General features: G+C 61.0%; 23 protein-coding genes. 16 read left to right on the forward strand and 7 right to left on the reverse strand.

Translation table 11 applies throughout. The features are described from left to right. Window positions 1-37: 37 nt before the first annotated feature. From RA29_RS05215 to RA29_RS05230, 4 genes are all read left to right on the forward strand, one after another. On the forward strand, window positions 38-277 hold the full coding sequence (locus RA29_RS05215; protein WP_039683481.1) for a hypothetical protein: 240 nt from the start codon (window positions 38-40) through the stop codon (window positions 275-277). Window positions 278-337: 60 nt separating this feature from the next. Further along, on the forward strand, window positions 338-1,201 hold the full coding sequence (locus RA29_RS05220; RefSeq protein ID WP_039684026.1) for a branched-chain amino acid aminotransferase: 864 nt from the start codon (window positions 338-340) through the stop codon (window positions 1,199-1,201). Further along, on the forward strand, window positions 1,194-1,790 hold the full coding sequence (locus RA29_RS05225) for a 2-hydroxychromene-2-carboxylate isomerase (RefSeq protein WP_039683483.1): 597 nt from the start codon (window positions 1,194-1,196) through the stop codon (window positions 1,788-1,790). The genes RA29_RS05220 and RA29_RS05225 overlap by 8 nt, the downstream gene beginning before the upstream one ends. Before the next feature lie 64 nt (window positions 1,791-1,854). Next, window positions 1,855-2,310, forward strand: coding sequence for a universal stress protein (locus RA29_RS05230; RefSeq protein WP_039683485.1), 456 nt, complete (start codon window positions 1,855-1,857; stop codon window positions 2,308-2,310). On the opposite strand, the gene RA29_RS05235 is transcribed toward RA29_RS05230, so the two are convergent. Continuing rightward, window positions 2,307-4,262 (reverse strand): Hint domain-containing protein, encoded by a 1,956-nt coding sequence (locus RA29_RS05235; RefSeq protein ID WP_052249471.1) that lies wholly within the window; start codon window positions 4,260-4,262, stop codon window positions 2,307-2,309. The two genes, RA29_RS05230 and RA29_RS05235, sit on opposite strands and share 4 nt — an antisense overlap. A 178-nt stretch (window positions 4,263-4,440) precedes the next feature. On the opposite strand from RA29_RS05235, the gene RA29_RS05240 reads away from it, so the two are divergent. From RA29_RS05240 to RA29_RS05285, 10 genes are all read left to right on the forward strand, one after another. Further along, on the forward strand, window positions 4,441-5,004 hold the full coding sequence (locus RA29_RS05240) for a NifU family protein (protein WP_039683487.1): 564 nt from the start codon (window positions 4,441-4,443) through the stop codon (window positions 5,002-5,004). Between the two features lie 43 nt (window positions 5,005-5,047). After that, window positions 5,048-5,416, forward strand: coding sequence for a GFA family protein (locus RA29_RS05245; RefSeq protein ID WP_241462551.1), 369 nt, complete (start codon window positions 5,048-5,050; stop codon window positions 5,414-5,416). Then, window positions 5,413-5,985: a tRNA (adenosine(37)-N6)-threonylcarbamoyltransferase complex dimerization subunit type 1 TsaB gene (gene tsaB / locus RA29_RS05250; protein WP_039683491.1), complete on the forward strand. Its 573-nt coding sequence runs from the start codon at window positions 5,413-5,415 to the stop codon at window positions 5,983-5,985. The genes RA29_RS05245 and tsaB overlap by 4 nt, the downstream gene beginning before the upstream one ends. After that, the gene (locus RA29_RS05255) at window positions 5,982-6,428 is read left to right on the forward strand and encodes a GNAT family N-acetyltransferase (protein ID WP_039683492.1); all 447 of its coding nucleotides are present in this window, start codon (window positions 5,982-5,984) and stop codon (window positions 6,426-6,428) included. The genes tsaB and RA29_RS05255 overlap by 4 nt, the downstream gene beginning before the upstream one ends. Window positions 6,429-6,628: 200 nt before the next feature. Next, on the forward strand, window positions 6,629-7,624 hold the full coding sequence (locus RA29_RS05260; RefSeq protein WP_039683494.1) for a BMP family ABC transporter substrate-binding protein: 996 nt from the start codon (window positions 6,629-6,631) through the stop codon (window positions 7,622-7,624). Between the two features lie 74 nt (window positions 7,625-7,698). Next, entirely contained in the window at window positions 7,699-9,297 is a 1,599-nt protein-coding gene (locus RA29_RS05265) for an ABC transporter ATP-binding protein (protein ID WP_039683496.1), read from the forward strand. Between the two features lie 3 nt (window positions 9,298-9,300). Beyond that, window positions 9,301-10,425, forward strand: coding sequence for an ABC transporter permease (locus RA29_RS05270; protein ID WP_039683498.1), 1,125 nt, complete (start codon window positions 9,301-9,303; stop codon window positions 10,423-10,425). A 4-nt stretch (window positions 10,426-10,429) separates the two neighbouring features. After that, window positions 10,430-11,404: an ABC transporter permease gene (locus RA29_RS05275; protein ID WP_039683500.1), complete on the forward strand. Its 975-nt coding sequence runs from the start codon at window positions 10,430-10,432 to the stop codon at window positions 11,402-11,404. A gap of 129 nt (window positions 11,405-11,533) precedes the next feature. Continuing rightward, window positions 11,534-12,451, forward strand: coding sequence for a sulfite exporter TauE/SafE family protein (locus RA29_RS05280; RefSeq protein ID WP_039683502.1), 918 nt, complete (start codon window positions 11,534-11,536; stop codon window positions 12,449-12,451). Beyond that, window positions 12,451-13,203 (forward strand): TIGR02186 family protein, encoded by a 753-nt coding sequence (locus tag RA29_RS05285; protein ID WP_039683504.1) that lies wholly within the window; start codon window positions 12,451-12,453, stop codon window positions 13,201-13,203. Before RA29_RS05280 ends, RA29_RS05285 begins: the two co-directional genes overlap by 1 nt. A 26-nt stretch (window positions 13,204-13,229) precedes the next feature. On the opposite strand, the gene RA29_RS05290 is transcribed toward RA29_RS05285, so the two are convergent. The 6 genes from RA29_RS05290 to RA29_RS05315 form a co-directional block, all read right to left on the reverse strand. Next, window positions 13,230-14,759, reverse strand: a complete 1,530-nt coding sequence (locus RA29_RS05290) for an AAA family ATPase (protein WP_039683506.1) — start codon at window positions 14,757-14,759, stop codon at window positions 13,230-13,232. 41 nt (window positions 14,760-14,800) lie between these two features. Then, window positions 14,801-15,436 (reverse strand): acyl-homoserine-lactone synthase, encoded by a 636-nt coding sequence (locus RA29_RS05295; RefSeq protein ID WP_039683508.1) that lies wholly within the window; start codon window positions 15,434-15,436, stop codon window positions 14,801-14,803. A gap of 115 nt (window positions 15,437-15,551) precedes the next feature. Beyond that, entirely contained in the window at window positions 15,552-16,283 is a 732-nt protein-coding gene (locus RA29_RS05300) for an autoinducer binding domain-containing protein (protein WP_039683509.1), read from the reverse strand. Then, window positions 16,219-16,425 carry a hypothetical protein gene (locus tag RA29_RS05305; RefSeq protein ID WP_039683511.1) on the reverse strand — a complete coding sequence of 69 codons (207 nt, stop codon included), beginning with the start codon at window positions 16,423-16,425 and terminating at the stop codon, window positions 16,219-16,221. Before RA29_RS05305 ends, RA29_RS05300 begins: the two co-directional genes overlap by 65 nt. A 215-nt stretch (window positions 16,426-16,640) precedes the next feature. After that, complete coding sequence (gene ccrA / locus RA29_RS05310) at window positions 16,641-17,921, reverse strand: crotonyl-CoA carboxylase/reductase (protein WP_039683513.1); 1,281 nt, start codon at window positions 17,919-17,921, stop codon at window positions 16,641-16,643. A gap of 110 nt (window positions 17,922-18,031) precedes the next feature. Continuing rightward, window positions 18,032-19,420 (reverse strand): 1-acyl-sn-glycerol-3-phosphate acyltransferase, encoded by a 1,389-nt coding sequence (locus tag RA29_RS05315; protein WP_052249472.1) that lies wholly within the window; start codon window positions 19,418-19,420, stop codon window positions 18,032-18,034. 82 nt (window positions 19,421-19,502) lie between these two features. Here RA29_RS05315 and RA29_RS05320 point away from each other — a divergent pair, with 82 nt between their 5' ends. Continuing rightward, window positions 19,503-19,898, forward strand: coding sequence for a hypothetical protein (locus tag RA29_RS05320; protein ID WP_039683515.1), 396 nt, complete (start codon window positions 19,503-19,505; stop codon window positions 19,896-19,898). A 73-nt stretch (window positions 19,899-19,971) separates the two neighbouring features. Next, complete coding sequence (locus RA29_RS05325; protein ID WP_039683517.1) at window positions 19,972-21,942, forward strand: protein meaA; 1,971 nt, start codon at window positions 19,972-19,974, stop codon at window positions 21,940-21,942. Window positions 21,943-22,158: the final 216 nt, after the last annotated feature.

Below are 22,158 nucleotides of genomic sequence, written 5' to 3' on the forward strand. Positions count from 1 at the left end.
TCTATGCAACGGTTTGCGCATGGAATAGGCTTTGCACATGTTTACAATTGAGCATGAATTTGACGCCTCGGTGATCACGCTTGTGGATGATGGCGCGGCCCCTTTGCAGGAAGATGTGGTGATCAACGCCTTTGCCGAGGTGATCACCGTGGAGCAATACGACCCGCGCAGCGATAGCGTGGTCAAGATCACCCTGTCACCTGAACAAGCCCGCGATCTGGCCGCCGCCCTCGATTTGCCAGAAGGCGTCTATCAATTGCGCAAAGAGCCCAAGTGAAAGGCTCTGGACCCTTGACCTGTCTCTGCTAGCCTGCCCGAACGTCAGGGGAGGACAGTGATGGCAACCGGAACGAATGTGCGCACCTATTACAAGGGTGCCTGGCACGATGATGATGTGGCGGTCATGCGGGCCGCAGATCACGGCAGCTGGCTGGGCACGACCGTATTTGACGGTGCGCGCTACGTGAATGGATTGGCCCCCGATCTTGAGGCCCATTGCGCGCGCGTGAACCGGTCCGCCGAAGCCCTGATGATCACTCCGACCATTACCACCGAAGACATGGTGACCATGGTGCGCGAGGGGCTTGAGGCATATGGCCCGGATCAGGCCGTATACATACGGCCGATGTATTGGGCGCTGGACGGGGGCGAACTGGGGATTGTGCCCAAGGAAGGGGCCACCGGCTTTGCCATCAGCCTGGAGCAGATCCCGATGGCGCCCGAAAGCGCATCGACAACGCTCGCACGCACGCGGTTTCGCCGTCCGGTTCTTGAGGACAATGTCGTCAACGCCAAGGCCGGGTGCCTATACCCCAACAACGCAAGGATGCTGGCCGAGGTCCGCGCCCGCGGCTTTGGCAATGCGCTGGTGGCCGACGCCATCGGCAATGTGGCCGAAAGTGCGACGGCCAACGTGTTTATGGTCAAGGACGGTGTTGCATTCACCCCTATCCCGAACGGGACATTTTTGGCTGGGATCACCCGTGCGCGGCATATGGAGAACATGCGCGCCGATGGGATTGAAGTGGTGGAGAAGGTGCTCTCTTTCGCCGATTTCGAGGATGCGGACGAGGTGTTCATGTCCGGGAACATGATGAAGGTGACGCCTGTATCGGCCTTCGAGGATACGTCATATCAAGTGGGCCCGATCACCCGCCGGGTGCGCGAAATGTATTGGGACTGGGCCGCCAGCAATGGCTAAGCCCGTCGAATTCTGGTTCGAATTTGCCAGCACATACAGTTATTTGGCGGCCGCCCGCGTTGAGGATGCCTGTGCCGAGGCGGGTGTGCCGCTGATCTGGCGGTCGTTCCTGTTGGGGCCGGTCTTTGCCGCGCAGGGCATGAACGACTCGCCCTTCAATATGTACCCGGTGAAGGGCGCATACATGTGGACCGACATGGCGCGCTGTTGCGATGATTTGGGGCTGCCTTTTGTCAAACCGTCCTCGTTTCCCCGTGGCAGTCTGCTGGCGGCACGGATCGCGGCGGCGCATGCGGACGCCCCTTGGGTCGGGGAGTTTGTGCGCGCCGTCTATCATGCGAATTTCGCCGAGGATCGGAATATTGCCGATGACGGCGTGATCGCAGACATCCTGGACGGGATCGGGCAGGACAGTGCCGCCGTCTGTGCGGCAGCCACTGCGCCTGAGGGCAAGGCCCGTTTGCGCGCCGCCACCGAAGAGGCATTGGAGCGTGGCCTGTTTGGCGCGCCCAGCTTCATCGTGGGGGGTGCGATGTTCTGGGGAAACGACCGGCTGGAGCAGGCTTTGCGCCATGCGCGCGCAGCTTGACACGGTCGGGATTGCGTAGGGGCGGACCTTGGGCCATTGTGCCCGAACTGAGCCGGAGGACCCGATGCGCAAATTCCTGGTGGTGCTGGATGACAGCCGAGAGTGCCTGAACGCAATGCGCTTTGCCGCGATGCGCGCCAGCCATACGGGCGGGGGTGTTGCCATCCTGTCGGTGATCCCGCCCGATGAGTTCAACCACTGGATCGGCGTGGGCAACGTCATGCGCGAGGAATCCCGCGAGCGCATCCACGCCCATTTCGAGGTTTTTGCCAAGTGGATGCGCGACAAGCAGGGGATTGATCCAGAACTGGTCATTCGCGAAGGCCAACCGGTGGACGAGATCATGGCGCAGGTCCATGACGACCCAGAGATTGGGGTGCTGGTGCTGGGTGCGGGCACGGACAAGAAGGGCCCCGGCCCGCTCGTCACGCAGCTTAGCCGCAATGCGGGTGCCCTGCCCATTCCAATCACCATTGTGCCGGGCGATCTGAGTAAGGAAAAGCTCGAAGCGATCACCTAGGACGCGACGGCCAGGTCACGCAGGTCTGGCGGCAGCCGTCCAAAACGCGCGACCGGGTGCGCGGTGGGGCCGTAGGCTGTGTTCGCCGCCGCGTTGCGCAGGCCGGGCATGAGGCGGATCAGGTCGCGCATTGCCGTGGGTCCGATTGACAAAAGGCCCCAGGGGCCGGGATAGAAGCTTTCACATGCAACCCCATCGGCCAGGATCAGGTCGTGGCTGTCCAGAAGCAGGTGATAGTAGGTCACCGCCCGTACGCCGTGCGCCACCCGCACCGTCCCCCCCTGCAGCCGCGCCAGATGCCCGGCGCGCACGAGCTGTGTCTGGCCCGGCGCGGTGTCGAGCGCCAGCGCATGTTGTGCAGACAGCCGCAGCGACCGGCTGTTGCCGAAGGTACCCGGTGCGATATGGATTGGGCGCAGCATCGGGTTTGTCGCAAGCTCATGCTGATCAACCGATCGCGTGCCGACCCAGCGGATAGGTCGCAGGCCGTTGTCCCGCGTCTGTACGCGGTCGCCAGGTTTCAACATCTCGACCGGCACAGCCCCCTTCGCCGTAGCAATCCGGGTGCCTGCGGTAAAGCAGGGTATACCGGCGGAGTTCAGCTGTTGGACCGATGACATCTGCGCGGGCGACACGCCCTGCAAGACGATGGTTTCACCCTCGGGGAAGGTCAGCTTGGCGTTGCCGTTGCCGTCATCCGACACCACCACGTCAAAGGCGTTTACCGGGCGACCCTCAAGCGTGCGCAACTCCGACACATCGAGTTGGTCGTTGTATGAGCCATCGTTGTCATCGTCGCTGATGTCAAAATCGGTGACGGTCGTCGCGCCGTCCTGTGACTGGACAAAGGTGTCGTCGCCAGCGCCGCCCGTAACGGTATCGCTGCCGGTGCCGCCGTCGATGGTGTCGTCACCTGCACCGCCGGTGATCGAGTCGTCCCCCGCACCGCCGCTGAGCTGGTCGTTGCCGCCCTCCCCATGGATTGTGTCGTTGTCGGTGCCCCCATCGACCGTATCGTCCCCGTCTCCGGCATAGATCAGGTCGCGTCCAGATCCGCCGGTGACCTGATCGTTGCCGACCCCACCGTAGATCGTGTCGTTGCCATCGCCACCGTGAATGGTGTCGTCACCCTCCGAGCCGTGCAACTCGTCGTCGCCGGTGCCGCCGTCGATGTAGTCGTCACCCCATCCGGCGTAGACCTTGTCGTCGCCAGCCCCCGCGTCGATGGTGTCGTCGTAGTCGTATTCTGGATTGCCCGCCGTCTCATCGATGGTGTCGTTGCCCTCGCCCCCGCGCACCGAGTCACCGCCACGTCCATAGGCGATGTAGTCGTCGCCTGAACCACCATCGATAGTGTCGCGCCCTTCCCCACCGTAGAGATTGTCATTGCCCGCGCCGCCATCAATGTAGTCATCGCCACCGTCGCCATGCACGGTGTCATTGCTGTCCCCGGCAAAAGCGTAGTCGTCATATGCCCCGCCGTCATAGGTATTGGCATCATCGGGATCATAGGTAGGATAGTGCAACTCGTCATAGCGCGGCTGGTTCGCGGTCACGACGTCGTTGGGCCCGGAATAATCATACGACACGCCCGGTACGATCTCACCATCCGCGACCCAGCCGGAATGCGCGCCATTGCTTTCAACTTTATAAAGCGTGATCGTGTTGCCGTCGCCGTCGGTCAGCGTCCAGCTTTCTTCCAGATAGACGTTGCCTTCGGCGATCAGGTTGCCCTGGGCGTCATATTTATGAGCGTATTGATCGTTGTCCCCGACTTCGTCCCCTTGGCCGTTGTCGTCGCCGTCAAACTGGACGCCGTTGTCGTATTCCTCGATCTCCCAGCGATACGCATCCTCGCTGGCGTCGAAGTTCGGGTCCAGCATCACCTTGTTATCCGGGGTGACGAAAAACGCATTCTGGGCGTAGCCGCCCACGGTGTAGAACGAACTCATTGCACTGCTCTTTTCTTTTTAATCTTTACGGTGGTGTAGACGCAGTGCCCAAAGGGTTGGCTAAACGGACAATTTTACGGGTCTGGTGGTCTCGCGCCGAATAGATTAGAATGATTCCAAACCTTGACACTCGGGCGGGCGGTCCGCATATCCGAGTGGACCGCTCAGGAGTTGCCACATGTTCATCCAGACCGAATCCACACCGAACCCCGCCACGCTCAAGTTCCTGCCGGGTCAGACCGTACTTGAGATGGGCACCGCCGATTTCCCGACGGCAGAGGCCGCTGACAAGTCCCCGCTGGCGCAGCGTGTGTTCGCGGTCGAAGGTGTGACAGGCGTGTTCTTCGGCACCGATTTCGTGACCGTGACCAAAGCCGATGCCGTCGATTGGGATCACATCAAGCCTGCTCTGCTGGGTGCAATCATGGAGCATTTCCAATCCGGCCAACCCGTCATGAACGATGGCCATGCGCCTGCCTCCGGCCATGCCGAGCATGATGGTGAGGATGCCGCCGTGGTTGGCCAGATCAAGGAACTGCTCGACAGCCGTGTCCGTCCTGCCGTGGCGCAGGATGGTGGCGACATCACCTTCCACGGCTTTGACCGCGGTGTGGTGTACCTGCACATGCAGGGCGCTTGCGCGGGCTGCCCGTCTTCGACCCTGACGCTGAAGATGGGGATCGAGAACCTGCTGCGCCACTACATCCCCGAAGTGACAGAGGTGCGCCCGGTTGCCGTCTGAGCCGCTAACGGCGCAGTGTTATTGCGGCGCGTCGCGCCTGACATTGGATAAGCCACCGCTGACGGTGGCTTATTGCCATTGTAGCGATTGCCGCCGGTGGACCGGCGCGCCGGTCGCAGCCTTTGCCGCATTCGAGAGAAAAGACGTGGCGGGCCAGTTGCCCGACCCGTTTCGCGGCGCCCCCGGCGTGGAGCGTTGGACCTGTCCCACTTGTCACGCACCGCTCGCTGCCGCCTTCGACTACTTGCCGGAGCAGATCTATGTCCCCGTGGGGATCATAGATCAGGCGGACCGTTTGGTCCCCAAGATGCACAGCCATGCGAGCAGCGCCCTGCCCTGGCTCCACATCCATGACGATCTGCCACGGGCAGATGCGTCGGCACGCGACGCCCTGAATACGGCGGCTCAATGACCCTTCCGCTGATCCTTGGCTTTGACACCTCTGCCGCTCATTGCGCGGCTGCGCTTGTGCGCGGCGACACTGTTCTGGCGTCTGTGGGCGAGGACATGGCACGCGGTCAGGCCGAGCGCTTGATGGGCTTACTGGAAGAGGTGCTGTCAGATCAGGGCGTGACATGGGCCGATCTGGATGCGCTGGCGGTGGGGACGGGGCCCGGCAATTTCACAGGTATCCGCATCGGGGTGTCGGCAGCGCGCGGCTTGGCCTTGGGACTTCAGTGCCCGGCATATGGCGTCACCGGATTTGAGGCCCGAGACGCGCTCGCCCCGGCAGGGACAAGCGTGGCGATCCCCGCACCGCGCGACATGGTCTACATTATGGAGCATGCGGGGCCGAGACTTGTGCCAGCGGGCAGCATTGAGCAGCCGGCCCCGCATCCGTCCCCTTCGGATCTGGCAACGGCCATTGCCCGATGCGCTGTGCGGCGCTGGCCCGAAACGCCCCCTGCGCCTGCCCCGTTCTATGTGCGCGCACCAGATGCAGCCCCGGCGCGCGATGCGCCACCGACGATCCTGACATGAGCCCCGAGGAGCTTGCCGCCATTCACCGCGCCGCCTTTACCCAAGAGCGCGCTTGGGCGTCCAGCGAGTTCAGCGATCTGCTTGCGAATCCCCTGACCCACCTTGAGGCAGCCGCGCATGGATTTGCGTTGTGGCGCGGAATCGCCGGTGAAGCGGAACTGCTGACAATCGCCGTTGCACCTGTTGCGCAAGCCCGCGGGATCGGGACAGGCCTGATGACCACATGGATGTCCAAGGCGGCCAAGACATGCACCGAGGCTGTCCTGGATGTGGCGGCAGACAACATCTCCGCGCTCCGCCTGTATCAACACTACGGCTTTGAAACTATTGCAAAACGCCCGAATTATTACCGCCGCCCGGACGGTCATGCGGATGCCCTTATCATGCGCGCGCGCCTCCCCTTCCCTGTTTCAAAAAAATCCTCGGGGGAGCTTCGCCCCTAGGGCGAAGCGGGGGCAGACAGCCCCCCTGCTTACCCAAACAGCATTGCGCAAGGTCAGGTCCGTTCACACTTGCCCGATTGGTCAAAAAGCGGTTGACGCTCCCTCTGCCCTGCGGCCTAATTCGCCATGATCTTTTGATCCCGGGCGTTCGGTGCTCCGCTGCCACCGCCCCAACCACGAAAAACTGGGAGACCTGAATAATGACCATGATGCAGAAATTCCTTGGCGCGACTGCGGCCCTGGCCCTGTCCGCGGGTGCTGCGCTGGCTGAACCCGCGCTGATCTTCGATCTGGGCGGCAAGTTCGACAAATCCTTCAACGAAGCGGCATTTAATGGCGCACAACGCTGGGCCGAAGAGACCGGCAACAGCTTCCGCGAGATCGAGCTGCAATCCGAAGCGCAGCGCGAGCAGGCTCTGCGCCGCTTTGCTGAGTCCGGTGCCAACCCCATCGTCATGGCAGGTTTTGCATTCGCTGACGCACTGGGTCAGGTCGCCGCCGACTATCCCGACACTGCCTTTACCATCATCGACATGGTCGTGGACGCACCCAACGTGCGCTCTGTCGTGTTCAACGAGCATGAAGGCTCGTACCTCGTGGGCATGATGGCCGCCAAGGCGTCCGAGTCAGGCACCGTTGGTTTCATCGGCGGCATGGATATCCCGCTGATCCGCAAGTTCGCCTGTGGCTATGCCCAGGGCGTAATGGCAGTAAACCCCGACGCCACCGTCATCGCCAACATGACCGGCACGACCCCTGCCGCCTGGAACGACCCGGTGAAGGGTTCGGAACTGACAAAGGCGCAGATCAGCCAGGGCGCTGATGTGGTCTATGCCGCCGCTGGTGGCACCGGCGTGGGTGTGCTGCAAACCGCAGCCGACGAGGACATCCTGTCCATCGGTGTGGACAGCAACCAGAACTACCTGCACTCGGGCAAGGTTCTGACCTCCATGATGAAGCGCGTCGACAACGCTGTTTATCAGGCATTCCAGGATGGCCCGGGTATGGAAACCGGCTTCAACGTCATGGGCCTGGCCAATGGCGGCGTCGGCTATGCCATAGACGAGCACAACGAAGCGCTGGTCTCGGACGAGATGAAAGCCGCTGTTGACGCCGCTTCGGCCCAAATCGCGAGCGGCGAGCTGACCGTGCATGACTACATGTCCGACGACAGCTGCCCAGCACTGAGCTTCTAAGCTGCGCTTATGACTTCGGGGCCGTGCCACATCACCGTGGCGCGGCCCCTTTTCCAACCGAAGGCCCTTTGCCCATGACTGCCCCCGCCATTGAACTCAAAGGCATTTCCAAGGCCTTTGGCCCCGTGCAGGCCAACAAGGACATCTCGATCCGGGTCATGCCCGGCACCATCCACGGGATCATCGGAGAGAACGGCGCAGGAAAGTCGACGCTGATGTCGATCCTCTATGGGTTCTACAAGGCGGATGCGGGCGAGATTTTCATCTCGGGCAACAAGACCGAGATCCCCGACAGCCAGGCCGCCATTGCCGCAGGCATCGGCATGGTGTTCCAGCACTTCAAGCTGGTCGAAAACTTCACCGTGCTGGAAAACATCATTCTGGGCGCCGAGGATGGCGGACTGCTGAAGCCGTCCTTGTCGAAAGCTCGCAAGACCCTGCTGGACCTTGAAAAAGAGTACGACCTGAAGGTCGATCCAGACGCCGTCATCGAAGAAATTGGCGTTGGCATGCAGCAGCGTGTCGAGATCCTCAAAGCCCTGTATCGACAGGCAAATATCCTGATCCTTGATGAGCCAACCGGAGTGCTGACACCTGCTGAGGCCGACCAATTGTTCCGCATCCTCGGGCGGCTGAAGGAAGAGGGCAAGACGATCATCCTGATCACCCACAAGCTGCGCGAGATCATGGACATCACCGACACTGTTAGTGTCATGCGGCGGGGCGAGATGACGGCCACCGTCAAGACCGCCGAGACCAGCCCGGAAGAGCTGGCGGAGCTTATGGTAGGCCGCAAGGTGCTGTTGCGCGTGGACAAGAAGCGCGCCACCCCGGGCGATGTGGTGCTGGACGTGCAGAACCTGAAAGTCGTTGACGATCAGGGTGTTGAGCGGCTGAAGGGCATCGACCTACAGGTCCGCGCGGGAGAGATTGTTGGCATCGCAGGCGTTGCAGGCAACGGGCAGTCCGAATTGCTTGAGGTGCTGGGCGGCTATGCGGACGCCACTGGTGTAGTCAAGTTGAAAGGCGCCCCCATCGATCTGACAGGCAAGCATTCGGACGGACGCTCGCGCCGGGACCGGGGCATCGCGCATGTGCCGGAGGACCGGCAGCGCGAGGGATTGATCATGGACTTTGCCGCGTGGGAGAACACCGCGTTCGGATATCACCGGGACGGTGCCTACACCTCCGGCCTTTTGTCCAATAACGCCGCCATCAAAGCCGATACGGCCGAAAAGATGGAGCGCTTTGACGTGCGCCCGCCGCACCCGCATCTCGCGGCCAAGAACTTTTCGGGCGGGAACCAGCAAAAGATCGTGCTCGCGCGTGAGATTGAGCGGAACCCGGACCTGCTGCTGATCGGCCAGCCCACGCGCGGCGTGGACATCGGCGCCATCGAGTTCATCCACCAGCAAATCGTGGCCCTGCGCGATCAGGGCAAGGCGATCCTGCTGGTGTCGGTTGAGTTGGAAGAGATCCTCGGCCTTGCCGACCGTGTTGCCGTCATGTTTGACGGGCAGATCATGGGCGAACGGCAGACCGACGCCACCGATGAAAAGGAACTGGGGCTGCTCATGGCGGGCATCACCGACACTGACAAGCCGCATACCATCGCCGAGATCGAAGCGAACCTCGCCCACGCCCATGGCGGCGACCCGCACAAGGAGACCTGATCCATGGACGTCATGCCCAAATGGGCCGAGGTGATCCTTGTCCCCCTGATTTCCCTGATCCTGGCCGCGATCCTGTCGGCGCTGGTCATCCTCGCCATCGGTGAGGACCCGGTGGCCGCTGTGAACCTGATGGTGACCGGCGCGCTTGGGTCAACCTATGGCTGGGGATATACGCTCTATTATGCCACGAACTTCATGTTTACCGGGCTGGCTGTGTCCGTCGCCTTTCACGCCGGGCTGTTCAATATCGGTGGTGAAGGCCAGGCGATGCTGGGCGGGCTGGGCGTGGCCCTTGTCCTGCTGTTCATACCATGGCCGCACTGGACCGTCGCGCTGTTGGCTGCGGCGCTTGGGGCGGCGGCCTTTGGCGCGCTTTGGGCAGCCATCCCTGCCTATTTGCAGGCCAAGCGCGGCAGCCATATCGTGATCACCACGATCATGTTCAACTTTATTGCTGCGGCTGTTCTGAACTACATGCTGGTGAACCAGTTGCGGCCCCAAGGGGCAATGGACCCGGCCACGGCGCGCTTTGCCGAGACCGTACACCTGCCCAACCTTCACCAGATGCTGGCCCCCATCGGGATCAACTTTTCCAAGGCTGCGCCCGCCAACGTGTCGCTGGTGATTGCAATCATCGCCTGCGTGCTTGTGTGGCTCTTAATCTGGCGCACGCCGCTTGGCCTTGAAATCCGGTCCTATGGCAAATCGGGGCGCGCCGCGAAATATGCGGGCATCGGGGCCGTGCGCATCACCATGGTGGCTATGCTAATCTCGGGCGCTTTGGCCGGGATGATGGCGATCAACAACGTGATGGGCGAGGCGGAGCGACTGGTGTTGAACGCTGTCGAGGGTGCAGGCTTCATCGGTATCGCGGTGGCCCTGATGGGCCGCAGCCACCCGTTCGGGGTATTTCTGGCCGCGATCCTCTTTGGCTTTCTGTACCAAGGCGGGGCGGAGCTGGCGCTGTGGACGTCAATCCCGCGCGAGCTGATTGTCGTTATTCAGGCGCTGGTGATCCTGTTCACCGGCGCACTCGACAATATGGTGCGGATGCCGCTGGAGCGGATATTCCTGGCCGCACGCAATGCACGGGCACCCAAGCGCGAACGCAAGCAGGCGGCGGAGTAGGACCATGGATATTCTCGCCCTTTTCGATCTTTCGGTCCTCGACTCAACCGTGCGCCTCGCGACGCCGCTGCTGCTGGCCTGCCTTGCAGGTCTGTTTTCCGAGCGAGCCGGTATTTTTGACATCGGCCTGGAAGGGAAGATGCTGTTTGCCGCGTTCTTCTCTGCTGCCGTTGCAGCGATGACCGGATCGGTGTGGTTGGGCCTGCTGGCTGGTATTGCGTCGTCCATGGCCCTGTCGGGCATCCACGGCCTTGCCTCCATCACCTTCCGTGGCAACCAGTTGATTTCGGGCGTGGCCATCAACTTCCTGGCGGCTGGTCTGACCGTTCTGATCGCACAGGACTGGTTCCAGCAGGGCGGGCGCACCCCGTCGCTGATCGGCGGGGGACGGTTCGAGCCGATCATTTTGCCCTTTGCCGAGGCGGCGCGCAGCGTGCCCTTTATCGGGCCGATCTATGCCGAGCTGATCTCGGGCCATTCGATCCTTGTGTATGTCGCGCTTCTGGCTGTGCCGGGAACGTGGTGGCTGCTCTTCCGCACGCGCTTTGGTCTGCGCTTGCGGGCCGTGGGAGAGAACCCTGCGGCGGTGGATACAGCCGGTGTGTCTGTCGTGGGTCTGCGCTTTGTCGCTGTGGGCATCTGCGGCGTGCTGTGTGGGATCGCGGGGGCGTATCTGGCGACCGGTCTGCAAGCCGGTTTTGTCAAGGATATGACGGCCGGGCGCGGGTTCATCGCGCTGGCGGCGCTGATCTTTGCCAAGTGGCGGCCCTGGCATGCGCTGTGGGCGACGCTGCTGTTTGGGTATCTGCAGGCCATCGCGCTGCGGCCCGACATCATCGAAGGCGCTTTAGGCTTCCGGGTGCAGGTGCAGTTGCTGGATGCGCTGCCCTATATCCTAACGGTCGTGATCCTGGCCGGGTTCGTGGGCAAGGCGATCCCGCCGCGCGCGGGTGGCGAGCCCTATGTAAAGGAACGGTAGGCTTCAATCGCGGGGCGCATGCGTTTCTTGCCCCGCGATAGGTCCAGATTCCCAACAAACCTCAGCCCAGTTTGCTGCGCGGCGGCGTGACATCTTGATTTCCCATCCGCCCCCGTCCTAACAGTGGTCATGCAAATCTACCTGCCCATAGCCGAGGTATCGGTCAATGCGTTCCTCCTTTTGGGACTGGGCGGTATGGTGGGCATCCTTTCGGGTATGTTTGGCGTTGGTGGCGGGTTCCTGATGACGCCGCTGCTGTTCTTTATCGGCATCCCCCCTGCTGTCGCCGTTGCGACCGAGGCGAACCAGATCGTGGCGTCCTCCTTCTCGGGCGTGCTGGCGCATCTCAGGCGCAAGACAGTGGACCTGAGGATGGGGACCGTGCTGCTGATCGGCGGTCTCATAGGCGCGGCACTGGGCGTGCTTTTGTTCAACTATCTCAAGTCGCTGGGCCAGGTCGATCTGCTGGTTCGCCTGTGCTACGTGGTTTTCTTAGGTGTGATCGGCGCGCTGATGTTCGTCGAAAGCCTGAATGCGATCCGCAAGACGGCCAAGGGCGCGGTGATCCCCAAGCGCAAGAAGCATGGGTGGATCCACAAGCTGCCCTTCAAGATGCGCTTCCGCGTGTCGGGACTGTATATCTCGGTCATACCGCCGCTGCTGGTGGGGCTGTGCGTCGGTGTGCTTGCTGCGATCATGGGCGTCGGAGGCGGCTTTATCATGGTTCCGGCGATGATTTACCTGTTGGGCATGCCGACCAAGGTTGTTGTGGGCACGTCGCTGTTCCAGATCATCTTTGTCACCGCCTTTACCACGATGCTGCACGCCACCACGAACTACACGGTGGACATTGTCCTTGCTGTGCTGCTTTTGGTTGGCGGCGTTATTGGTGCGCAAATCGGGACGCGCATCGGTGTGCGCATGAAAGCGGAGCAATTGCGCATCCTGCTGGCTCTGATGGTGCTGGCGGTTTGCGGCAAACTGGCCCTTGATCTGCTGCTGATGCCGTCAGAATTGTATACCGTCGGCGCGGTGGAGGGGCACTGATGCTGCGTTGGCTGCTCATCGCGTTGCTCTTCGCTCTGCCCGTGCGGGCTGAGGAAGTTGTGCTGGGGCTGAGCCAGGACGAGGTGGCGATCACCACTAGCTTTGACGGCTCCGAAATACTGATCTTTGGCGCCGTCAAACGCGAGACAGCGATCCCCGAGGGCGAGCTGGGCGTTATCGTTACCATTGCAGGCCCGCCGGAGCCAATCACCGTCCGCCGCAAAGAGCGCCGCTTTGGGATCTGGGTCAACACCGATGCGGTCGAGATTGACGGCGCGCCCAGCTTTTACGCCGTGGCGACAAGCTCTCCGCTTGATGATGTTCTGGGCGTTCGCGACAATCTTGAACACAAAGTCTCCGTCCCCAGCATGCTGCGCGGGGTCGAAACGCCGAACACGGTTCTGGATGCCAGCGCCTACGTCGCGGCGCTGATCCGCATCAACACCAATGCCGGAACCTATCAACTGCTCGAAGACACAGTCATCGTTGACCAGGATACGCTATTTCGCACGCGCATCCGTCTGCCCGCGGCACTGACCGAAGGGGCATATGAAACCCGTATCTTTCTGACACGCGACGGACAGGTGATCGCAAGCTACGAAACTGCCATTGACGTGCGGAAGGTCGGGTTAGAACGGTGGCTCTTCACCCTGAGCCGCGAGAACCCGTTCTGGTACGGGATCATGTCATTGGCCATCGCCATTGCGGCGGGCTGGACCGCATCGGCCGCGTTTTCCCTGTTGCGCAACTAGCAGGCGGTGCGCAGTGCATGCGCACCCTACGCGGGGTCTTCAGCTGCAAGCGTGAGTTTGGCCGCAGGTACGCTGCGCAGATCATCGACACGCAACGGTCCTGAAGGTTTGGACAGCCGGTTGCGCACCACCCAGATCAACCGATCCTGTGCGCGCGTGATCGCGACATAGGCGAGACGCTTCCATAGCGGCTGCCCCGCCTCGGTGCGGTTCATCCGCGCCGCAGCATATAGGTCTGGTGCGAACACCTGCACGGTTTCCCACTGCGATCCTTGCGCCTTGTGGATCGTTACAGCTGCTCCGTGGAGAAATGTGGCCCCCATGCGGGCTGCATAGGGGATAAAGGGTTCTTCTTCGTCGGGTTTTTCTATCTTCACGATGGACGCGGCAGAGACCTGCGGGTCCTCGGCACCAATCACATGCAGCCGGGAAAAGCCGGGTTTGCGCCCCTCGCCCAAATAAACCACCTGCGCGCCCTTGATCAGCCCGCGCGCTTCAAGATCGAGCCGCTTCTTGCGGTGTTTCAAGGGCAATTCCAAACCATCGCAGATCAGCGGCTCCCCTTCCAGCAACCGATCCTGTGGTGCGTCGTAGACAGCGCGGAAGGCGTTGATCAGCCGGATGCGGGTGGCGTTGCGCCAGACGAGAACGGGGCTACGGGCCATCAGATCAACTTCGACCCGCTGGCCCCAGACGACGCGCTCGTCTTTGCTGGCCGCCTCCTCCACCATCTTTTCGAAACGGTAGAAGTCGACCTGCGGGTCGGCGAGCGCATGGGCAAGATCCAGGATCGGGTTGTCGGCCGCCTGCCGGTGAATGCGACCCAGGTTCATCACCCGCTTTTCAGGCAGCTTGTCGAACACCATGGCGCCAGACTGGTTTACGGGTGCCAACTGTGCAGGATCACCGAAGAGCAGCAGGGTCGGAAAGATGTCCTTGAGGTCCTCGAACTGCTTGTCGTCCAGCATCGACGCTTCGTCGATAAAGCCGATGTCGAGCGGTTCTTCACGCCGTTTCCAGCCGGTGATGAAATCGCTGCCGCGCAGACCGGCGGCGGCGAGGGCTCCAGGTATGGATTTATTCGACTGGTAGAACGCATGCGCACGATCCAGTGCTTCGTCGGTCAGCCCCTCGACCTCGGGCCGGTCACCGTTGCCTGCGAGCCATTCAGCGATGCGTTCGTATTCCGGGTCGTAGACTGGGGTATATAGGATACGGTGGATCGTGGTTGCTGGCACGCCGCGAAAGCGCAGGACGCTGGCCGCTTTGTTCGTCGGGGCAAGAATGGCAAGCGTGCGGCGGTCCTTGCGCTTGCGGGATTCGTAGTCACCCGAGACGACCTCGACCCCTGCCGCCTCAAGCGCCTTGTAGAGTTCCGAGAGCAGCAGTGTCTTGCCCGACCCGGCCTTGCCCGTGATCGCCATGACGGAAGTGGCAGAGGATTTGGGCGGCGTCAGAAGCGCGTCATCAAGGTCGATGCCCGCCCCGCGCAACATCTCGGTCACGGTGTCAAAGGCGGACGCCTGATCATCGGAAAGGGCAAGGGCGGTGGACATGCCGCGACCCTATAGACGGGGCGCGGCAGGTGCCAGCGGGATCAGGCGGTACGGGCGAGTTCCCGGCGGGATGTGGTGCCGAATGCGAGGTCGAACCACTGGCGCGAACGTTCCATAGGCACGCCGGCACGCTCAGCCACGGCAGCGGCGGCCGCTTCATCGAAATGCCACAAGCCCACGCTGATCTGATCGCGCCCCTCACCCGCGCTGCCAAGAACGTCGGGCGACGAACCGATCATGCGGTAGATGCGCACCATGCGCGCATCGAACACGCCCACGAAGTGCTCGACGCCGAAATTCTGCATGATCTCGCCCCCGCCCAGCATCAGGGCTGCGGCGACGTGGCTGCCCGCACCGCGGGTCAGGCAGAAGCGTGTGCATTCCCAGATGACAGGGCTGGTGATAGGGCCAGAGATCAGGTCGCCGAAATGCTCGTTCACCATGGTACGGCCTATCGTGGGTAGGAAGCGCATGGAGCCGCCGTGGGAACCATCGGGCTCTTCCCAGATGACATAGAGCGGGTTCAGGTCGTCATACTCGTCGCGCTCATAGCCGTCCTTGTCCACGTGTACGTCCCAGCCAAGGCGGGTTTTGAACTGATCCGCGCGGTCGCGAAACATGGTGCGGGCAAGTTTTGGGTGATCGCCAAGATCAGAGGCATAAACGTAACGCAGCATTTTTGGGTACTCCTTGTCAGACCGGGGCAGGTATGACCAAAAGACTACCGATGCGTGCGTTAGCGTCCAGAAATACAATCGTACGGAGAGTCGCCCTGACGGGCAACGCACACCGTTAAACCACGATCAACCCCCTGCTCATGGCCCGTGCAACGGCGTGTGTCGTGTTCATGGCGCCCAGTTTGAACCGGGCACTTTCGATGTAGACACGCAGCGTGTGCTCCGAGATCGACAGCGTGTCGGCCACTTGCGCGCGGCTGTATCCCATCGCCAGAAAGGTCATGGCGTCCACCTCGCGCGGGCTGAGTGCCTGGGATTGTTCGGGCGCCCGGTCCGGTTCGAATTCGAGCGCTTTTTCGTTAAATGTGTGGGCAATCAGGATCAGGTCGCGGCGATGCGCGTCTGTCCATGCGGCCCATACATCGTCGTCACACGAATGGCTTGTCGTAAAGAGCGCGAACTGTCCGTTCGGTCCCCGTATTGGAACAGAAAACCCCTGGTTTCCGACCCCGTGAGCGATGGCTTCGGCCTGAAACGTGCGGGCGGGTTTGCTGCTCCAATCCAGCCGCTTCCAATCGACCGGGTGAAACCGTTGAAAACACCCAAGAATAACCGGATCTACGCGCAGGTAGTTTTGCTCAAGATACCGGTCGCGCCATACATCCGAATATGTCCCGCAACCGTACTGATCCCCGGCGGAATCGACCCAGTGGTACACCACGTGATCAACGCCATAATGGTCGCGTATTTCCTCGGATGCAGACTGTAGGGCGGCGAGCCCCTCAGCTTGCTCCAAATCCTCCAAAATAGGTTCCAACGGCTGCCTCGCCGTCGTGACGCTGACCATCTCTTGTTTCCTTCATCGCGGCGATCTCGGCCATTGCGACGATTGCGGTGTCGTCCAACTGCTCGGCTAGGGCCGGCATGTCGTTGGCACGGGCAAATGTCTTTAGGTCCGTAAGAACGTCCAGTATCCAGTCACTTTTCATGGTCAGACTCACTCTCGAGTAGTTAATGAATGGTTAACACAACTATAGCATGTGTTAACTCCCGCTGAAAATTCACGTATTTCCACTCCCCAGAAATAGCGAGGCGGCATTTTCTAAGCTATTGATCCCATTTGTATGGGTCCAAAACGCAAAAATGCCCGCGAAACCATGAGGTGATTCGCGGGCATTTACACTCTTCTTAAACGTGTAGAGCGTTAACGCCGGGCCTCCACCGCATCTTCAAGCGTACGCAGACCGGTCTTGGGCGCCTGTACCAGCACAGACATGTTGCCGGGCTTGTGCTCGTTGCGCAGCATTTTCATGTGCGCTTCGCGCAGATCGTCCCAGGCGAACACTTCGGACATGCAGGGATCAAGACGACGCTCGACCATCAGGTGGTTGGCGGCGGCGGCTTGCTTGAGGTGCGCAAAGTGGCTGCCCTGCAGGCGCTTCTGGTGCATCCACATGTAGCGGACGTCGAAGGTGCAGTTGAAGCCAGTGGTGCCCGCGCAGATCACGACCATGCCGCCCTTCTTGCAGACCAGCGACGACACGGGGAATGTGCTTTCGCCAGGGTGTTCGAACACCATGTCGACATTCACACCCTTACCGGTGATGTCCCAAATCGCCTTTCCGAACTTGCGCGCCTCTTTCAACCAGGTCGCATATTCAGGCGTGTTGACCGTGGGCAGCTGACCCCAGCAGTTGAAGTCCTTGCGGTTGATGACGCCCTTGGCGCCCAGATCCATCACGAAGTCGCGCTTGGTCTCGTCCGAGATGACGCCAATCGCGTTCGCACCCGCCGTATTGATCAGCTGGATGGCGTAGGAGCCTAAGCCGCCCGACGCACCCCAGACAAGAACGTTCTGGCCGGGCTTGAGGTCATGGGGCTCGTGCCCAAACAGCATGCGATATGCAGTCGCCAGTGTCAGCGTGTAGCAGGCGCTCTCTTCCCAAGTCAGGTGCTTGGGTCGCGGCATCAATTGCTGCGCTTGCACATTGGTGAACTGGGCAAAGGAGCCATCAGGTGTCTCGTAGCCCCAGATGCGCTGCGTGTCCGAGTACATCGGATCGCCGCCGTTGCAGTGCTCGTCATCACCGTCGTCCTGATTGCAGTGGATGACCACCTCATCACCGACTTTCCAGCGCTTTACCTTGTCACCCACGGCCCACACAATGCCCGAGGCATCGGAACCGGCGATGTGGAACGGCTGGCCGTGCCCATCAAAGGGTGAAATCGGCTTGCCCAGCGACGCCCAAACGCCGTTGTAGTTCACACCGGCCGCCATAACCAAAACCAGAACCTCGTGGCTGTCGAGCGTAGGAACGTCCACCACTTCCAGCTGCATCGCCGTGTCCGGCTCACCATGACGTTCGCGGCGGATCGCCCATGCGTACATCTGTTTCGGGACATACCCCATGGGTGGGATTTCACCCATTTCGTAGAGGTCTTTTTCAGGTGCGTCGTAGGACGCGATGCCAGTGTCGAGTGCCATGTCAGCCTCCGGGTTAAGAATTCTGTGCCGCAGTGCAGAATCGACCGCGTTACGGCTGAATATGGCTCGTCACGAAATAAAGCAACATATACTTTGGTGTTTTTGTAATTTTATGACTTTGCGCGCGCAGCATCGCCGATGGTGATGCTGTCAGGATACAAATCGTCGATGGAATTGGCGTAAAAGCGGAAAAGCGCCTCTTCCTCGGCCTGCATAACCCAGGTGCCTGACACCTGCCGCACCATCCCACGCACCTCCATATCCGTCAGGGCGCGCAGGATGCGATCGCGCAGATCCTGATTGAGCAACGGGGGGCGCGTGCCCCGCTTTGGAGGCATTGCCGCCTTGACCTCGTGCACCAGGTCCAGATCTGCGATTGGATCAGGCGACATCAGGAACAACCGGCACAGTAAGGGGACAAAGGGCACTGGCATCACATCCTGAATACGGTCGCGCAGTGTTTCGGCCAGATGGTCAAGCTCCACATCATCGCCCAAAGCTGCCAGAGACACTGGCGGGCCAAAGACAACAGAGGCGGTGCCGAATTTGCGATACCGACGGGTCGCCCATTGCCACAAAAGACGCAGGATTGCGGCCATCACCACCGTGATGCTGACACCAAACCGCCTGTCCCCACGCGCATCGGCGGCGATCAGCACGCGATCCTCAAGTACTCGGTCGTAGTTGATCGCGACGGGAACAAACACGACATCGCGCTTTTCCGGATCGTAACCCTCAACCACATAGGACAAGAGCCCCTTTTTCAGCGGCATAAGCTTGCCGTTCACGCTCAGCCCGCCTTCGGGGAAAATCGCCTGGGTCACGCCCCCTTCGGTCGCCATCCGAACATAGCGGGCCAACACAGCGCTGTAGAGCGCGCCGCGCGACCTGCGCCGGATGAAATACGCGCCCATGGACTTGATCAGGCGCGACAGCGGCCAGACCCGTGCCCATTCCCCCACCGCGTAGCTGAGGGCGGAGGCCTGCGCCGCAAGATACGTGACCAGCACATAGTCCATGTTGCTGCGGTGGTTCATCACGAAGACGACTGTGGCGTTGGGATCTGCGCTTTGGATCTGCTGGTCGTTGTTCAGTCCGGTGCGCACATTATAGATCGCAGTAGCCAGCCACCGCGCCACCCGCGCCCCGAAGCTGAAATAGGTAAAGGCGGAGAAGCTGGGCACGATCTCGCGCGCGTAGCGACGCGCCTGTTCAAAGGCGACGTTTTCAGGCACGTCGTGCTGAGCAGCGTGCCGGACAATCGCTTCGGACACTTCGGGGTCGTAGATCAGGCGCTGGATCATGTCGTGCCTGAGTGCCAGCTTGAACGGCTCAATCGGTCGCGTCAGACGTTCATTCAGCTGCGCGACGGCCCGTTCCAGGCGGCGACGAAAGAACCAGCGGACCGACGGGAACAGGAAGTGCGAGGCAAAGGTCACAGCCGCGAACAGCACGATGAGCACAAAGAGCCAAAGGGGGAGTTCAACGGTTGTCATCATCGCGCGAACCCTCGCAGGCGTACAGGGTGGGGGCAAGGGAAATGGGCTGGCCTTTCGACGGCCCGCGCTAGAAAATGCCGCCATGTATAATGGAGATTCATTTCAGACACTGACTGTAGCGGGTCAGGCCGGCCTTGTTGCCGTATCCTTGCTGTTTTCAGTGCTGGCGCTGGGGTTCACGTGGGTGCTGGTGCAGCGCCGCCCGCTCATCATCCGCGTACCGGTCTGGCTGGTTGCCTTCATCACCTTCGTTTGGGCGTCCCCCCAAGGGTACTATACCTATTACCGCATGATCTTTGACGGCTTGCCCGCCCAGACCGTGATCCAGGCGCCACCACCACCCGAGGAGATCCTGGCGCTGCTCACGTTTACCGGGCCTGTGAGTTTGGCAGCGCACAGTATTGGCGTTCTGGGCTGGTTGATGTTCGTCGTCGCTGTCTGGCCGCAGCGCCGCAAATGCCGCAACGCAGCGGATTGACTGCGCCACATAATTACCTATACCTCCAACCAGACGAAATTTTGTTACGCGCCCGATTCACAGGAGACCACCTATGTCGCAGCCTGCACAGAAAGACCGCCCCTGGTTGATCCGCACCTATGCCGGGCACTCGACCGCTGCCGCCTCCAACGCTTTGTACCGGTCAAACCTCGCCAAAGGGCAGACCGGCTTGTCGGTCGCTTTCGATCTTCCGACACAGACGGGCTATGACAGCGATCACGTGCTGGCGCGCGGCGAAGTGGGCAAGGTCGGCGTGCCGGTCGCGCATCTGGGCGACATGCGCACGCTGTTCGATCAGATCCCGCTGGAACAAATGAACACGTCGATGACGATCAATGCGACAGCTCCGTGGCTGCTGTCACTCTATATCGCCGTGGCCGAGGAACAGGGCGCGGATGTGTCGAAGCTGCAAGGCACGGTGCAGAACGATCTGATCAAGGAATACCTGAGCCGCGGCACCTATATCTGCCCACCGAAACCGTCGCTGAAGATGATCGCTGACGTGGCCGAATACTGCTATACCAACGTGCCGAAATGGAACCCGATGAATGTGTGTTCCTATCACCTGCAAGAGGCGGGTGCGACGCCGGAACAGGAGTTGGCCTTTGCCCTTGCCACTGCCACTGCCGTTCTGGATGAATTGAAGCCGCGCATTGATCCAGCCGATTTTCCGGCCGTTGTGGGACGTATTTCCTTTTTCGTGAATGCGGGCATTCGATTTGTCACTGAGATGTGCAAAATGCGCGCATTCGTTGATCTGTGGGACGAGATTTGCGAGACGCGCTATGGCGTTACTGATCCGAAATTCCGCCGCTTCCGTTATGGGGTACAGGTCAATTCGCTTGGCCTGACCGAACAGCAGCCGGAAAACAACGTCTACCGTATTCTCATTGAAATGCTCGCAGTGACGCTGTCCAAAAAAGCGCGTGCGCGTGCTGTTCAATTGCCAGCCTGGAACGAGGCGCTTGGCCTGCCCCGCCCGTGGGATCAGCAATGGTCGATGCGTATGCAGCAGATCATGGCGTTTGAAACGGACCTGCTGGAATATGACGATCTGTTTGACGGCAACCCCGCCGTCGATGCCAAGGTCGCCGAATTGAAGGCGGGCGCGCGGCATGAGTTGGACAATCTTGATGCGATGGGCGGAGCGATTGCGGCCATCGACTATATGAAGGCGCAATTGGTGCAATCCAATGCCGAACGGCTGAACCGCATTGAAAAGGGCGAGACGGTCGTGGTCGGTGTGAACAAGTACCAAGCGGGCGAGCCTTCGCCGCTGATGACTGGCGATGGTGGGATCATGGTCGTCGATCCCGCGGTAGAGCAGGACCAGATTGGCCGATTGAACGCATGGCGCGCCGAGCGTGATGGCGCTGCTGTCAAGGCGGCGCTGGCGGATCTGCGCGCAGCGGCGCAGGCGGGCAAGAACGTCATGCCTGCCTCTATCGCCTGTGCGAAGGCGGGCGTGACGACCGGGGAATGGGCGGCGCAGATGCGTGCCGTGCACGGTGAATACCGTGGGCCGACGGGTGTGTCGTCGGGCCGGTCGAACATGACCGAAGGGCTGGACGATCTGCGCGATGCGGTGGATACGGTCAGCGACCGCCTGGGCCGTCGTCTGAAATTCCTGGTTGGCAAACCGGGGCTTGATGGGCATTCAAATGGTGCCGAGCAGATTGCCGTGCGCGCGCGGGATTGCGGGATGGACATTGCCTATGAAGGTATTCGCCTGACGCCCGAGGAAATCGTCGCCGCAGCCCGCGAAGACGATGCACACGTGGTCGGGTTGTCGATCCTGTCGGGCAGCCACATCCCCCTGGTCGAAGATCTGATGCAACGCATGCAGGCAGCGGGGCTGTCCCATATCCCGGTGATCGTCGGCGGGATCATTCCGGACGATGACGCGGACCGGTTGCGCGCCATGGGCGTTGCACGTGTCTATACGCCCAAAGATTTTGAACTGAACACGATCATGATGGACATTGTGACACTCGCAGATCCAAAGGCGGTTGCAGCGGAATAGTCGCGCCGCATTTCGATCGTTCGTGGGAAAACGGTGCCGTCTTTTCCAGCGGCACCTCCATTTCCGCCGGTCCGGCATAGTTACAAACGCAGGTATAGGGACGGGAAAGGCGCTATGTCATAAGCTGTACAGCCTGTGCGGGTATCGTTGGAGAATGGCGAAATTGCCTTCCACCATCGGTCGAAAGAAACGCGCATGGCGAGCAATTTCCCGCCG

The sequence above is a fragment of the Tateyamaria sp. ANG-S1 genome, from assembly GCF_000814025.1.
Classification (GTDB): domain Bacteria; phylum Pseudomonadota; class Alphaproteobacteria; order Rhodobacterales; family Rhodobacteraceae; genus Tateyamaria.